Source organism: Parafrankia sp. Ea1.12 (genome assembly GCF_900465275.1).
GTDB lineage: Bacteria > Actinomycetota > Actinomycetes > Frankiales > Frankiaceae > Parafrankia > Parafrankia soli.
Genome location: NZ_UBIZ01000097.1, coordinates 1 through 13,486 on the forward strand (window position 1 = coordinate 1; position 13,486 = coordinate 13,486).

The following is a 13,486-nucleotide window of genomic DNA, read 5'->3' on the forward strand; positions in this document are numbered from 1 at the left end:
CCCCCTGACCGGTCCGACCGTGCGGCGCGCGTTCCCCCGACTCGAACCAGGTGACCGTGCCCGCGCCGCTCTCGCTGCTCACCCCGTTGGCCGTCCCGGCCGGCGTGCAGCCGATCATGATGCGGCTGCGCGCTGTACGGACATCGGCGGACGGCTATGGGCGCCAGTGGACAGACCGAGCCGTGACGGGAGTCGTGTCACTTGGCGTAATCCATGCCTTACAAGCGAGTGGTCGCAGGTCCGGCCCCTGCCGCGCCCACGTGGCCTGTGGGTGAACGGGGGCGTTGACGTCCGGACGGGAGTGTCCGACGTTCATCGGACACTCCCGTCCGCGTCCGGGCCGGCCGCCGTGCCCGGCGGCCGGCCCGTTGCACCCCTTGTCCTGCCGGGTTATCGGGTCGGGATCGCCACGATCACGCTGGTGCCGGTGTGCTGCGCCGTCGGCTGTACCTGCGGTCCGGGCGCGGGCTGGCGCAGGCCGATGAAGTATGTGACCACGCCCTCGAAGTCACCACCCGACCGCACCTGGACAACATTGGTGGTCGCGCGGACCGGGAACAGGTTGCGCGGAGCCGTAGCCCTGCCCTCCTCGTCATGGGCCGCCGCATTGTGGAAGACCACCTTGACGAAGGACCGGCCCCGCACGGCGACGGGAAGGCCGGAACCGTCCTGTATCAGTTCCGAGGCCGGCACGTACTGGACGGTGACCTCGGCGGGGGCGGCCAGCTGGAAGTGGAACCGGATGAGGTCCGCGTGGGCACTGGCCGCGTGTGCCGCGCTGATGCCCGTCAGGACCGGCATGACCGGCATGACCGGCATGACCGGTGCGACCGGAGACACCGGTGTAGCCGGAGTTACCGTTGGCCCTCCGGCCCGCGCCGGAACCGCCACGAACAGCAGACCCAGGACCAGTGCGACTGTCGCACCAAAAATCGCGCGCGCCATCCTCATGATGCACCACCCATTCCTTTTTCCTGGAGCAGATAAAACTGCTCCGGCGTACGGACGGGCTGATCGGGTTGTCGGGCCGTCCGGCTGATCCTGATCGCCGCAAGAAATCCGCTGAGGACAAGGCCGGTCGGATCGGAGGAAGTCGGTTTCAGCTCGCTGGCCGGAAGTCGGATGGATGGTGAGTGGTGATGGATGTCGGCATGGGCCCACCCCCATTCGTTGTCGACCAAGCATGCGCGAGCGCCGGGCGGCCCGCCACCGCTGCCAGCCTTCGGCGGCCACCCCACCGGCTTCCCGCCGGCCAGATCACCCGCACCGGGGCTTTACGTACGCGGAGTCGGCGCACGCAGTCGGCGGCTGCTTCAGTCGAACTCGTTGTCCACGTCCGGGGGGACCAGAACCATTGCCCCACCTGTACTCTGCACTATATATCGTGAACCCCGTATGGCAGCGCCTCACCCGGGTCCCGGAAACCGCAGCGTTCCAGGAGGGTCGGCCGCCCACCATTCCCATCCCACGAGAACCCGCTGGACGGCGAGTTGGTCCCGGCGGAGCACGGCGACGTCGATGTCGGAGTGCTCCCGGAACTGGTTACCCACAGCGAGTTCGATCGCGTATCCGCCGGCGATCCACCATGGAGCGGGAAACGCGGCAAAAATCGAGGCCACCTCGGCCAGGCTAGCGGGTTCCCAGTGCCCGGTCATGCGCGTAGGAGGCCCGTCGCAACGTCCAGAAGATCCAATTACTGGATGCGGTTGACGAGGCGACGTCCCAGCCCTGCCCACCAAGTTTGCCGAGCTCCGCTACCACCTCGTTGTAGGAACCGGCCACCGTCATCTCCCGACCCCCGGGCAGGTTGATTCGGATGGAACCTTGATCCCAGATCCATTCCATCGTCGCGAACTCGTTGCCGTGCATGATCCCCCCGATTCTTCTGGACGCGGCAGCAGAATAGCGCGATCCGCATCCCATCTGGATCAATGGCCGCACCACGGCCATCGTCACGTACATCTGTCCTGGTCAGCGGGTCACCGGCTCCACCGCTCTTCCTCGACGACTTCCACGGTTCAGGCCGGGTCGTCGAGGACGACCACGGCCTGGCAGGCTTCCTCGTCGCCTTCCCCTCCCCGTCCCAGCCACGTGTCGCCTACATCCACTTCGCCGGACTACAACGGCCCAGGACGACCCATGGTGATTTTCCGGCGCTTTCTGACGGACGATTCGTAGCCCAGCACTTGACGTCCACTCACATGCGGGCACCGAACTGGAGCTTTTCGCGGACACGGGAGCATCCTGAAGCAGGTAGTCGGGCGAATCAGCGCGTTCGACGCGCGCCCGGCCAGGTTGACGCAGGCGGGCGACGACGACTCAGCCCACTACCTGGACGTCGACCGCGTGGCCTTCCGGGTCCTGGAGCACATGACGGCCCGGCGTGAGTTGCGTATCACCCAGGTCCGCTCGCCGTACCGTGAGTCCGATCCGGACCCGTCCCGTCGGCCCCCGGGCTCCTGCCGGGTAGAGCTCGAGAACAGCTCCGTCGGCGAAGGTGGCGGCGTAGTGGTCGGGGCCGGTCCCATGACGCTCCCGCCTGAACTCCAGACCGAGATCTTGGTAGAACTCGTGACAGGCGGAGAGGTCGGAGCAGTACAGGACGATCAGATCTATCTTTGCGTCCGGGGAGAGCCGCCGCTGCCAGGGGTGGGTGGCGGCGAGTGCGTCGCTGAGCCATCGTCGCCGATCTGTTGCCAGCAGCGGAAGCACGGCAGCGAAGTCAATCTCGTCTTTCGGGCGTGACGCCTGGGACTTGTAAAGGAGCTGCACCTCCGGCGCGATATAGGGGATGCCCGTGGGGCCGGCGTGTCCGAGCGAGGAGACCGGACGCCGGATCCGGGGATCACGCCGCGACACCCAGTCCGTCCCGGCGGCTTCCTCCAGCATGACCTGGATCCGCCACGGCCCATCGGGAGTTCGCCTGCACCAGATGTCGTGGATGCCGAACGGCAGCGTCTCGCCCGGCTCCCAGCGCCGTAGTGCGCCGGGAGGATCGGCGGCCCACCATTCCCACCCGGCCAGGACCCGCTGGACGGCCAGCTGGTCCCGGCGGAGCACGGCGACGTCGATGTCGGAGTGCCCGCGGAACTGGTGACCTACCGCGAGTTCGATCGCGTGTCCGCCGGCGATCCACCACGGGGCAGGAAAGGCGGCGAAGATCGAAGCCGTTTCGGTCAGGCTTGCGGGTTCCCAGTGGTCCAAGGGGCTGTCGGCCCGTGTCACAGGTCGTTGCCTTCTTCCCGGTCTTCCCGTGTCCGGGCGTCTCTGCGCTGACAGGGCGTAGTCTGCCCCGATGAAGTTCGGACTGCACCTCGGCGGGGTCAATCCCCGGTTATGGAACGAGGTCACGGAGGAGGCCGATCGGCTCGGGTACGAGTCGATCTGGGTACCTGAGCATCTCGTCGTGCCGATCGCCTCGGCGGGCAGCCCGCACCAGAGCTCGGATCATCCGCCGATCCCGTCCAACGTCCCGATCTTCGACGCGCTGGCGCTTCTCAGCCACCTGGCGGCGCGGACGACGCGGATCCTGCTCGGCACGAACGTCTACAACATCGGCCTGCGGCATCCGTTCGTGACGGCGCGGGCGGCGACGACCGTGGACATTCTCTCCGGCGGGCGGCTCGCGCTCGGGATCGGCGCGAGCTGGCTGCGCTCGGAGTGGGAGGCGGTCGGCCTTGACTTCGACCGTCGCGGCCCGCGGGTGGACGAGGCCATCGAGGTGTGCCGTCGGCTGTGGAGCGAGGACGTCGTCGAGCACCACGGCGAGTTCTTCGACTTCGGGGCGGTCGCGTTCGAGCCGAAGCCGGTCCAGCGGCCGGGCCCGGCGCTGCACATCGGTGGGGACGGGCCGGCGGCGCTGCGCCGCGCCGCGACCGTCGGTACCGGCTGGATGCCGATGAACCACAAGTTCGCCGACCTGCCCGGCTCGCTGGCCCGACTCGCTGAGCTGGCCGAGCGCGCGGGGCGCACCACCCCCGTCGAGGTCACGTTCAACGGCGAGGTGAGCCGTCCGTCCGACGTCGCGCCCTACGCCGAGGCCGGCGTCACCCGCCTGATCGTCCGGCCGTGGACCCGTTCCCGCGAGGCGATCGACGGGATGCGACGATTCGCCGACGAGATCCTCGGCCCGCTCCAGGACACCGACTGACCCGGCGACGGATGGGCGGGGCTGGCCGCCGCGCGGCGAAGTGACGCGGCGAAGTGAGTTGTCGCAGCCTCTCCATATACCGCCGGGACAACTTGCTTCGGACGAGATACCCGAACGGGACCCCCGGGCGAGGCGGCGCCTGCGCGAGGCACGTGCGGCCGGTCGTCTGACGGGTTCGCCACGGGCTGACGGCGCTCTCATTGTCATCAGCCGCCACCGGAAAGGTTCCCGGGAACGGGGCTGGACGGCTGGCCGGGACGTGGAGGCGTGAGGGACGGGTGAGGCGGATGTCCGAGGGAGCTTCCGGCGGCATGACGGCGGACGAGCGGGAGTGGCTGCGGGTCCGGGGCGAGCTGAAACGGCGGCGGCACCCGCTCGCCGTCCTGGCGGCACGGGAGTACCCGCCGGACGCGCGGGTCGCCGGCACGCCGCTGCTGGCGGCACCGGGGTGGATCCCGCCGGAGCCGGTGCCGATCGACTCGGTGGTGATCGATCTCGACCCGGGTCGGGAGCAGCCCGGCGGGCTGACCGGGCGGGAGCCGGTGAGTGAGGGCGTCCGGCCGCTGCGCGCGGATGGCAGCCGTTACGGCGGCTACGCGGCGGCGGTGGCCCACCTGGACCGGCCGGCGCTGTTCGTCGATCTCCCCACCTACCGGCTGTGCGACGCCGACCTGTCACTGCCGGGGGCGCGCGGCACCCTGTCGTTCGGGCTCGGCAGCTATTTCGACGGGCTCGACGTCGGCGAGGCCTGCGCGCACGAGTACGCGGCCGCCACGCAGGGCGCGGAGGCTCTTCCTGTGCGGCGGGCGGTGGGCATGCCCTGGGAGCTTCACCGGCGGCCGGCGAGCATGGCCATCAGCACCCTGACGATCCGCCGGGACCGCCGGACGGGGACGGGGACCGTGCTCCTCCACCGCCGGGACCCGGCGAAGGTGGGTCACGCCGGTGGTCTGCTGCAGGTGGTGCCGGTCGGGGTGTTCCAGCCCTCCGGGCCGGCGGAGTGGAACATCCGCAACGACTTCGACCTGTGGCGGTCGATCACCCGCGAGTACTCCGAGGAGCTGCTGGGCACGGCCGAGGAGTACGGCAGCGACACGCGGCCCATCGACTACGGGCGCTGGCCGTTCGCGGCGGATCTGGCCGCGGCCCGGCAGTCGGGCGCGGTGCGGGTGTCCGTGCTCGGACTCGGTGTGGACCCGCTGACCTTCGCCACCGACCTTCTCACCGTCGCGGTCTTCGACGCGCCGGCCTTCGACGAGCTGTTCGCCGGCCTCGTCGGCACGAACGCGGAGGGCGAGAACCTCGCGCGGTTGGACGCCTCCAGGCCAGCCGTCCCTGAGCCCGACCGCGCCGGCACCGCCACCGGCCCGCGACCAGAACGCCGGACCCCGGGGATCCCCTTCACCGAGCGGACCGTTGATCGGCTGGTCCACCACGAACCGATGCAGGCCGCCGGCGCCGCCCTCATCGCTCTCGCCTGGCGCCACCGGCGCCACCTGCTGGGCTGACTCCGCCGCTGGGCCGGCGCGCCGAGGCCGGCCCGGGCACTCGGATCGCCGGGTGGGCGCGGAGCTGACCGTCCACCGGGCCGGGCCCGCCTCACCAGCTGGACCCGCCTCACCAGCTGGACTGGCAGCTCACCAACTGGACACGCCGAAGCCGTACGAGGCGCCGCCGGTCGACGTGGAGCCGTCATGCCCGCGCACACGCCGGCGTCCCTGCCCGCTGCCGGGACGTCCGACGGACCAGTCCTCGTCGGCGCCGTCACCGTCGCCGTCACCCGCGTCGGGGCCGTCCCCGCCGGCGTAGTCCCAGCTCGACGACCACGCCTCCGGCTGCCACTCCGAGGACGACGACCACTCCGCGTCGCGGTCGCGGTCGAACGAGCCCCGGCCGGCCGGAAGCGGACGGATGGACGCGACGACGGATCCGATGACCCGCGGGACCACAAGCCAGGCAGTGATGTTGACCCCCAGGACGACGACGAAGATCATTGCGACCAACCACACCCATGCCGACGGCATCGGGACGGCATGCATCAACATCCCCCCGAGGGCGATGCCGAAAACACCGACCGCCGCCACCCTCAACCGCGCCACGATGCCTTCCTACGCCTCGGACGGGGCCGGTGGGGTGGATCGACGCCAAGCCGACAGTGCCACCGAGAGACGGCGCCGCAGGTCAGCGGCACTACGGACCAAAATCGCCAGACCCACGGACAGTGGGCCGACCGGCCGCCTCGCGCCGGGCCGACCGGCCACCCCGCCGCGGGCCGGCCGTGCCCGACCCGCAGCTCAGCGACCACACGGGCCCAGGCCGCCGCATTGGCCGCCGCAGCGGCCGACCACCACTCTCGGGGGTACCGGGGCATGATCGAGGATGCGACTGGGGTGCCACGGGCCGGGGACGGATTGGAACGACCCGGACACCTCAGTCGCGTCCTCAACCTACCTGCTCGATAGCTTTTAGTCACTGATCGATTACAGGCAGTTCTAGACTACACCCTGTTTGCTGCCCCTGTCCCCGTATGGAGTACCCACCCGAACGCGCCGGGCGACCATCAGGAGAGGTTTGGAGACGGGCGGCTGCCGTCCCGGAGAGATCGGTCACGATGACACGTCGAACGGTTCGTCCTTACGCTGTCCGGCGAGGCACTGCCGGGCCGACGCGGCCTGGCGGAATGCCGGGGATGCGAAGGCCGTCCCGCGGCGGCGGGCATGTCCGCGACGAGACGTCTGTCCGGGATCGGACATTGGTTTCGTGATGACAGCCACAGGGTGAGCAGCAGGTTTCCGGCTTAGTCTCATCGCTCATGAGCGGCGCGCCCATCGGGGTGTTCGACAGTGGAGTCGGCGGTCTCACCGTTGCGCGCGCGATCCTGGACCAGCTGCCAGGAGAGTCGCTGCTCTACATCGGCGACACCGCGCACGCCCCCTACGGGCCGCGGCCGATCGCCGAGGTGCGCCGGTACGCCCTCGCCGCACTGGACGAACTCGTCTCCGCTGGTGTGAAACTTCTCGTCATCGCATGCAATTCCGCGAGCGCGGCATGCCTGCGCGATGCCCGGGAACGCTACGACGTACCGGTGGTCGAGGTCATCGTGCCCGCGACCCGCCGTGCCGTCGCGGCAACACGGAGTGGTCGAGTGGGAGTCATCGGAACGGTCGCCACGATCACCAGCCGGGCCTACGAGGACGCCTTCGCGGCGGCTGCGGGCACCGAGCTGGTCAGCGTGGCGTGCCCGGCCTTCGTCGACTTCGTCGAGCGCGGCATCACGTCCGGCCGGCAGTTGCTGGGACTCACCGAGGCGTATCTGGCACCGTTGCAGGAAGCCGACGTGGACACAGTGATTCTCGGATGCACCCACTATCCACTGTTGACCGGCGTCATCGGTCTCGTCATGGGAGAGGGCGTCACACTGGTGAGCAGCGCCGAGGAGACGGCCAAGGACACCTACCGGGTGCTCGCCCGCGACGGCCTCTTCCGCGACCCCGACCTGCCGCCCCCGGCGCATCGCTTCCTGACCACCGGTGATCCCGCCGCGTTCGCGCGGGTGGGCCGCCGTTTCCTGGGCCCCGAGATCACGGCGGTGAGCATCGCCCCGGCGGCGGCCCCCCGGCAGGCACAGGCGGTGGGACGATGAAACTGACGATCCTGGGCTGTTCCGGCACCTACCCGGGCCCCGCTTCGGCCTGCTCCTCCTACCTGATCGAGGACGAGGGCTTCCGGCTCGTCCTGGACGCCGGCAACGGCTCCATGGGTGAGCTGCAACGGCACTGCGACATCCGGGACGTCGACGCGGTGCTGCTGAGCCACCTGCACGGCGACCACTGCCTCGACCTGGTCGCGACGTCCTACGCCCGGCGCTACCACCCGGAGGGGATGCCGCCCAAGCTCCCGGTGTACGGGCCGATCAACACCCAGGAGCGGCTGTGCGGCGCGTTCGAGCGCTGGCCGGACGACTCCCTGGCCGACATCTACGACTTCCGCACGATCGGTCCCGGCCGCCTGCACGTCGGGCCGTTCGCCATCGACCTGGCCCGGGTCGCGCACCCGATCGAGGCCTACGGGGTGCGGGTGACGGCCGGCGGGAAGACGCTCACCTACTCCGGCGACACCGGGGTGTGCGACCGGCTCGTCCGGCTGGCCCACGACAGCGACCTGTTCCTGTGCGAGGCGTCGTTCCTCGACGGCGAGGACAACCCGCCCGACCTGCACCTGACCGGCAAGGACGCCGGTGAGCACGCGACCCGCGCCGGTGTCGGGCGGCTGGTGCTGACCCACCTCGTGCCCTGGGGCAACGTGGAACGCACCCACGGCGAGGCCGCGGACGCGTTCGACGGCGATCTGACGCTCGCGAGCACCGGCACCTCCTACGAGATCTGACCACGTCTGAACACGTCTGAGCACGCTCGCGGGCCGTCCGGCGCAACCCCGGCCGGCCTGCGCCGATAGGGTCTCCTCCCGTGATCAGAGTCGATGGCAGAACCACGGACCAGCTCCGCGACGTGACGATCGAGCGGGGCTGGCAGGAGCACGCGGAGGGGTCGGCGCTGATCTCCGCCGGCCGGACCAGGGTGCTGTGCGCGGCCTCCGTCACCGAGGGGGTGCCCCGGTGGCGCAAGGGCAGCGGCCTGGGCTGGGTGACGGCCGAGTACTCGATGCTGCCGCGAGCCACGCACACCCGCAACGACCGGGAGTCCGTCCGCGGGCGGATCGGCGGGCGGACCCACGAGATCTCCCGGCTGATCGGGCGCAGCCTGCGGGCCGCGATCGACCTGAAGGCCCTCGGCGAGAACACCATCGCCATCGACTGCGACGTGCTGCTCGCCGACGGCGGCACCCGCACCGCCGCGATCACCGGCGCCTACGTGGCGCTCGCCGACGCCTGCCGGTGGCTGGGACGTCCCGCGGCGATCGTCACCAGTGTCTGCGCGGTCAGCGTCGGCGTGGTCGGCGGCGTGCCCATGCTCGACCTCGCCTACACCGAGGACTCGACCGCCGACACGGACATGAACGTCGTCCGCACCGGCGCGGGTGGCTTCGTCGAGGTCCAGGGGACGGCCGAGGGCACCCCGTTCGAACGGTCGACGCTCGACGAGCTGCTCGACCTCGCCGTGGCCGGCTGCACCCGCCTGACCGAGATCCAGAACGCCGCGCTGGCCGCCCCGCCGGCCGCCGGCCCGCCCGCCCCGGAACGCGCCACTGCCGGCAGTGGTGGGAAGGGCACGGGGTCACGGTGAGCTCGGTGAGCGCGGTGCCGCGCCAGGTCGTGCTCGCCAGCCGCAACGAGGCGAAACTGGCCGAGCTGGGCCGCATCCTCGCCGCGACCGGGCTGGACGTCGACGTCGTCGCGCTGCCCGACGGCCCCGAGGTGCCCGAGACAGGTTCGACCTTCGCCGAGAACGCCCTCATCAAGGCACGCGCCGCCGTGGCCGCTACGGGTCTCGCGGCGATCGCCGACGACTCCGGGCTCACCGTGGACGAGCTCGCCGGGATGCCCGGGGTGCGCTCGGCGCGCTGGTCCGGGATCCGTGACGGAAGCCGGGCCGACCGGGACGCCGCCAACAACGCCCTGCTGCTGGCCCAGCTCGACGACGTCGACGAGGAGCGGCGCGGCGCGGCGTTCGTGTGCGCCGCGGCGCTGGTCACCCCGGACGGCGTCGAGCACGTCGTCTACGGCACCCTGCGGGGGCGGCTGCTCACCCGGGCACGGGGCACGGGGGGCTTCGGCTACGACCCGTTGTTCGTCGCCGAAGGCTCGACCCGGACCAACGCCGAGCTCACAGCGGACGAGAAGGACCTGATCAGCCACCGGGGCCGGGCGCTACGCAGCCTCGCCGCGTTCATCGGCACGCTGGCGCCGCCTCCACGCTGAAACGGCGTGCGACCGTGGCCCCGGGCGGCCCGGCGCCGCGGTCGCACGCCGGCACCGCCCCGCGCCGATGGGCCAGAACGGGGCGGGGCGGGGTTCGCGGCTACGCGCTCAGGCCCAGAGCTGCCCCTCGAGCGCGGCCTCGGCCTCGGCGAGCGTGCCGGCGTACGCACCGGTCGACAGGTACTTCCAACCACCGTCGCAGACGATGAAGGCGATGTCGGCCCGCCGTCCCTCCCGCACCGCGCGGTCGGCCTGCGCGAGGGCGGCGTGCAGGATCGCCCCCGTCGAGATCCCGGCGAAGATCCCCTCCTGCTGGACGAGCTCGCGCGTGCGGCGCAGCGCGTCCCGGGGGCCGACCGAGTACCGCGAGGTCAGCACCGAGGCATCGTAGAGTTCCGGGACGAAGCCCTCGTCGATGTTGCGCAGCCCGTAGACGAGCTCGCCGTACCGCGGCTCGGCCGCGACGATCACGACGTCGGGCTTGTGCTCCCGCAGGTAGCGACCGGTACCCATCAGCGTCCCGGTGGTGCCGAGCCCCGCCACGAAATGGGTGATACCCGGCAGGTCCTCCATGATCTCCGGGCCGGTCGTCTCGTAGTGCGCCTGCGCGTTCGCCGGGTTGCCGTACTGGTAGAGCATCACCCAGTCGGGGTTCTCCGCCGCGAGCCGCTTGGCCACCGCGACCGCCTCGTTCGAGCCGCCGGCCGCCGGGGACGAGACGATCTCGGCCCCCCACATCTGGAGCAGCTGGCGGCGCTCCACGGAGGTGTTCTCCGGCATCACGCAGACCAGCCGGTACCCCTTCTGGCTGCAGACCATCGCCAACGAGATCCCGGTGTTGCCGGACGTGGGCTCGAGGACGGTCGCGCCCGGGGTGAGCAGTCCTCGCTTCTCCCCGTCCGCGATCATCCACAGTGCCGCCCGGTCCTTGATCGAACCGGTGGGGTTGTCCTGTTCCAGCTTCGCCCAGAGTCGGACCTCCGCAGAGGGAGACAACCGAGGCAGTCCGACCAGCGGGGTTCGGCCTACCGAGTCCACCAGGGAGTCGTAACGCATGAGTAGGGACCTGCCGCCCTGATCAGAAGAGCCGGGTAGCCATGCCGGACGAGATCGGCACCCGAGCGCAGCCGCCGGCTAGGTCGTCGGCAGCGGAGTCAACGGTGACGGAGCCACCGGCGACGGCGGGGAGAATAGTCACCTCGCCCAAAGTCGCCGGTACGGTGGCGGAGCCACCGGCGACGGCGGGGAGAATAGTCACATTGTCGCCGTCGCTGAGCTTGGCGTCGAGGCTGCCCAGGAAGCGGACGTCCTCGTCGTTGACGTAGATGTTGACGAAGCGGTGGAGCTCGCCGTCACCCTCGCCGGAGATCAGCCGCCCGCGCAGCCCGGGGTGCCGGGAGTCGAGGTCGTGGAAGAGCGCCGCGAGCGTGTCGCCCGTGCCCTCGACCAGCTTGGCGCCTCCCGTGTAGCTGCGCAGGATCGTCGGCACACGGACCTGGACTGCCATGGTGCTCCTTCCTCTGGTGCCGCCGGCGGGTCCGCCGCGGCGCGCCGCCCGGCGTGGGCGGTGGTACTGCATCGGTACTGCGTCATCGGTGCTGCAGGCCATCGATACTGCAGGCCATCGGTGCTGCGGGGCGTCGGTCCGCAGGCGTCGGTTCCGCGGGGCCGTCGGTACCGCCCGGCAGGTCACGGGCTCGCGCGACCGGATGCCCTTCGCTCACAGGCATCCCACCACGCGCGTCCGTCGCCGCCGCTCTATGAGAACGTCACATGGGCGTCAGAGGATTTCCACGGGTTCCTCGGTGACCTCACCGTCCGCGATCCGGAAGGAACGGAACTCGATCGTCTCCGGATCCCGCGTCGAGGCGAGGACGTAGTGCGCCTCGGGGTACCCCGCGATGGAGATGTCGGTGCGCGACGGGTACGCCTCCGTGGCGGTGTGGGAGTGGTAGATCACGACCGGATCCTCGTCGCGGTCGAACATCTCGTTCCACACCTTGATCTGCTCGGCCGGGTCGAACTCGTAGAAGGTGGGTGAGCGTGCGGCGTTGACCATCGGGATGTGACGCTCCGGCCGATCCGAGCCCTCGGGCCCGGCGATGACGCCGCACGCCTCGTCGGGATGGTCGCGGCGGGCATGGGCGACGATCGCCTCGTAGTGGGTTCGGTCGATGCGCAGCACGCGACAACCGTACGACGCGAACGGGCCGGATCGGGCGTCCATGTGAACACAGACCTGACCACGACCGGCTCGCACCAGGTTACGGCGCCGGGGAACCGCCCCACTTCGGGACCGGATGCACCGATCCGCCCCGGGCCCGGTTCGGGTCAGGGCCCGGGACCGGCCTCGGGCCCTGACCCGGACCGGCCTGGCTCGGCCTAGAGCAGCGCCCGGGTGAGCTCGTCGAGCAGCTCGGTCAGGAACGCGTAGACCGCGGCGATCGGCCGGCGCGGATCCTCGGGCGTGAGATTCTCCAGCTCGGCGGTCGACTCGTCGTCGGTGAGACCGAGCCGCGTGCCGAGCACCAGCCGCAGGTCGTTGAGGACGGTCAGCCAGTCCTGCGCCGCGTCCTCGTCGAGCACCAGGACGGCACCGGGCGCCGGCACGGCCGCCAGCACGCGCCGGGCCGCGTCACGCTTACGGGCCAGGGCCTCGTCGGTACGCCGGCGCCGGAAGTCCCCGGAGGCCAGCGGGTCGTCCGGGTAGGGGTCGGGCAGCAGCCGCGCGACCGCGGGATCCTCCGGGGGCGGCGGGGCGGTGTCGCGCAGCCCGACAAGCGCCTCCAGCGGATCGTCGACCGGCGGCGCCTCCAGCAACGCGTCGACCTGACCCAACAGCTCGGTGAGCAGGGACGACTCGAGCCGGGGCAGCCGCAGCTCGATCCCGGCCCTGGTGCGCCGGAACCCGTTCACACGCCTCCGCTCCCGATCATCCGCTCCCGATCACGTTCAGCCCGCGACGTTCAGTCCTGGGCGATGGTGGCCCACAGGCCGTAGGTGTGCAGCCGCTCCGCCGCGGCCTCCATCTCCTCCCGGGTGCCGGACGCCACCGTCGCCCGCCCCTTGTGATGGACGTCGAGCATGAGCTTGGTCGCCTTCCGCTCGCTGTACCCGAAGAGCTTGCGGAAGACGTACGTCACGTAGGACATGAGGTTGATCGGGTCGTTCCAGACGATGGTCACCCAGAGGCGATCGTCTTCGGGGGAGTCCTCGACGTCCTCGACGTCAATCGGAGACACGGCAGTGACGGACACGACGTCTATTGTTACGCCTCCCGATCGGGACTTCACGGGGACCGGCCCTGCGTCGCGCACGGTCACAACGGACACCGCTGTGATCTCCGGAACGACGGACACCGTGGTCCCGGCCGCACCAGGCCCGCGCCGCAGGCCCGACCCCGCCCGACACCCGTGATCACCGCCACGCAGCACCGCCAGCCCAGCCCGCCCCGATAC

General features: G+C 70.8%; 15 protein-coding genes and 1 pseudogene. 6 read left to right on the top strand and 10 right to left on the bottom strand.

All coding sequences use genetic code 11. The features are described 5' to 3' along the window. Positions 1 to 390: 390 nt before the first annotated feature. From FMEAI12_RS02000 to FMEAI12_RS02020, 4 genes and pseudogenes are all read right to left on the bottom strand, one after another. The gene (locus FMEAI12_RS02000; protein WP_235013599.1) at positions 391 to 810 is read right to left on the bottom strand and encodes a hypothetical protein; all 420 of its coding nucleotides are present in this window, start codon (positions 808 to 810) and stop codon (positions 391 to 393) included. A gap of 568 nt (positions 811 to 1,378) precedes the next feature. Then, a pseudogene (locus FMEAI12_RS02005) lies at positions 1,379 to 1,655 on the bottom strand (glyoxalase/bleomycin resistance/dioxygenase family protein); the annotation flags it as partial. Further along, on the bottom strand, positions 1,630 to 1,869 hold the full coding sequence (locus FMEAI12_RS02010) for a hypothetical protein (RefSeq protein WP_235013601.1): 240 nt from the start codon (positions 1,867 to 1,869) through the stop codon (positions 1,630 to 1,632). The pseudogene FMEAI12_RS02005 and the gene FMEAI12_RS02010, both read right to left, overlap by 26 nt. Before the next feature lie 450 nt (positions 1,870 to 2,319). Beyond that, complete coding sequence (locus FMEAI12_RS02020; RefSeq protein WP_112104779.1) at positions 2,320 to 3,225, bottom strand: VOC family protein; 906 nt, start codon at positions 3,223 to 3,225, stop codon at positions 2,320 to 2,322. Between the two features lie 70 nt (positions 3,226 to 3,295). Between FMEAI12_RS02020 and FMEAI12_RS02025 the strand changes: the two genes are divergently transcribed. Next, positions 3,296 to 4,150, top strand: a complete 855-nt coding sequence (locus FMEAI12_RS02025; RefSeq protein WP_112104780.1) for a TIGR03619 family F420-dependent LLM class oxidoreductase — start codon at positions 3,296 to 3,298, stop codon at positions 4,148 to 4,150. A gap of 287 nt (positions 4,151 to 4,437) precedes the next feature. Next, entirely contained in the window at positions 4,438 to 5,658 is a 1,221-nt protein-coding gene (locus tag FMEAI12_RS02030; RefSeq protein ID WP_112104781.1) for a transcriptional regulator, read from the top strand. Positions 5,659 to 5,787: 129 nt separating this feature from the next. Here FMEAI12_RS02030 and FMEAI12_RS02035 read toward each other — a convergent pair whose 3' ends face one another. Beyond that, positions 5,788 to 6,249 carry a hypothetical protein gene (locus FMEAI12_RS02035; protein WP_112104782.1) on the bottom strand — a complete coding sequence of 154 codons (462 nt, stop codon included), beginning with the start codon at positions 6,247 to 6,249 and terminating at the stop codon, positions 5,788 to 5,790. A gap of 713 nt (positions 6,250 to 6,962) precedes the next feature. Here FMEAI12_RS02035 and murI point away from each other — a divergent pair. From murI to rdgB, 4 genes are all read left to right on the top strand, one after another. Beyond that, positions 6,963 to 7,793 carry a glutamate racemase gene (murI, locus tag FMEAI12_RS02040; protein ID WP_020463103.1) on the top strand — a complete coding sequence of 277 codons (831 nt, stop codon included), beginning with the start codon at positions 6,963 to 6,965 and terminating at the stop codon, positions 7,791 to 7,793. Then, the gene (locus FMEAI12_RS02045; protein ID WP_071060429.1) at positions 7,790 to 8,536 is read left to right on the top strand and encodes an MBL fold metallo-hydrolase; all 747 of its coding nucleotides are present in this window, start codon (positions 7,790 to 7,792) and stop codon (positions 8,534 to 8,536) included. Before murI ends, FMEAI12_RS02045 begins: the two co-directional genes overlap by 4 nt. Before the next feature lie 80 nt (positions 8,537 to 8,616). Continuing rightward, positions 8,617 to 9,393: a ribonuclease PH gene (gene rph / locus FMEAI12_RS02050; RefSeq protein ID WP_112104783.1), complete on the top strand. Its 777-nt coding sequence runs from the start codon at positions 8,617 to 8,619 to the stop codon at positions 9,391 to 9,393. Continuing rightward, on the top strand, positions 9,390 to 10,028 hold the full coding sequence (rdgB, locus tag FMEAI12_RS02055; protein ID WP_071060422.1) for an RdgB/HAM1 family non-canonical purine NTP pyrophosphatase: 639 nt from the start codon (positions 9,390 to 9,392) through the stop codon (positions 10,026 to 10,028). The genes rph and rdgB overlap by 4 nt, the downstream gene beginning before the upstream one ends. A gap of 108 nt (positions 10,029 to 10,136) precedes the next feature. Here the strand turns inward: rdgB and FMEAI12_RS02060 are convergent, their stop codons facing one another. From FMEAI12_RS02060 to clpS, 5 genes are all read right to left on the bottom strand, one after another. Then, positions 10,137 to 11,084: a PLP-dependent cysteine synthase family protein gene (locus FMEAI12_RS02060; protein WP_112104784.1), complete on the bottom strand. Its 948-nt coding sequence runs from the start codon at positions 11,082 to 11,084 to the stop codon at positions 10,137 to 10,139. A 22-nt stretch (positions 11,085 to 11,106) separates the two neighbouring features. Continuing rightward, positions 11,107 to 11,535, bottom strand: a complete 429-nt coding sequence (locus FMEAI12_RS02065) for a MoaD/ThiS family protein (RefSeq protein ID WP_112104785.1) — start codon at positions 11,533 to 11,535, stop codon at positions 11,107 to 11,109. Between the two features lie 273 nt (positions 11,536 to 11,808). Then, complete coding sequence (locus FMEAI12_RS02070; protein ID WP_041256606.1) at positions 11,809 to 12,213, bottom strand: Mov34/MPN/PAD-1 family protein; 405 nt, start codon at positions 12,211 to 12,213, stop codon at positions 11,809 to 11,811. Between the two features lie 197 nt (positions 12,214 to 12,410). Beyond that, positions 12,411 to 12,944, bottom strand: a complete 534-nt coding sequence (locus FMEAI12_RS02075; RefSeq protein WP_071060419.1) for a DUF2017 domain-containing protein — start codon at positions 12,942 to 12,944, stop codon at positions 12,411 to 12,413. A gap of 50 nt (positions 12,945 to 12,994) precedes the next feature. Continuing rightward, a complete protein-coding gene (clpS, locus tag FMEAI12_RS02080; protein ID WP_071060418.1) occupies positions 12,995 to 13,285 on the bottom strand; it encodes an ATP-dependent Clp protease adapter ClpS in 291 nt (96 codons plus the stop codon). Between the last annotated feature and the right edge of the window lie 201 nt (positions 13,286 to 13,486).

Bases quoted from the DNA above. Each gene is read 5' to 3' on its own strand.
- FMEAI12_RS02000 (WP_235013599.1), bottom strand. From the start codon at position 810: ATGCCGGTCATGCCGGTCCTGACGGGCATCAGCGCGGCACACGCGGCC.
- FMEAI12_RS02010 (WP_235013601.1), bottom strand. From the start codon at position 1,869: ATGCACGGCAACGAGTTCGCGACGATGGAATGGATCTGGGATCAAGGT.
- FMEAI12_RS02025 (WP_112104780.1), top strand. From the start codon at position 3,296: ATGAAGTTCGGACTGCACCTCGGCGGGGTCAATCCCCGGTTATGGAAC.
- FMEAI12_RS02030 (WP_112104781.1), top strand. From the start codon at position 4,438: ATGTCCGAGGGAGCTTCCGGCGGCATGACGGCGGACGAGCGGGAGTGG.
- murI (WP_020463103.1), top strand. From the start codon at position 6,963: ATGAGCGGCGCGCCCATCGGGGTGTTCGACAGTGGAGTCGGCGGTCTC.
- FMEAI12_RS02045 (WP_071060429.1), top strand. From the start codon at position 7,790: ATGAAACTGACGATCCTGGGCTGTTCCGGCACCTACCCGGGCCCCGCT.
- FMEAI12_RS02060 (WP_112104784.1), bottom strand. From the start codon at position 11,084: ATGCGTTACGACTCCCTGGTGGACTCGGTAGGCCGAACCCCGCTGGTC.
- FMEAI12_RS02065 (WP_112104785.1), bottom strand. From the start codon at position 11,535: ATGGCAGTCCAGGTCCGTGTGCCGACGATCCTGCGCAGCTACACGGGA.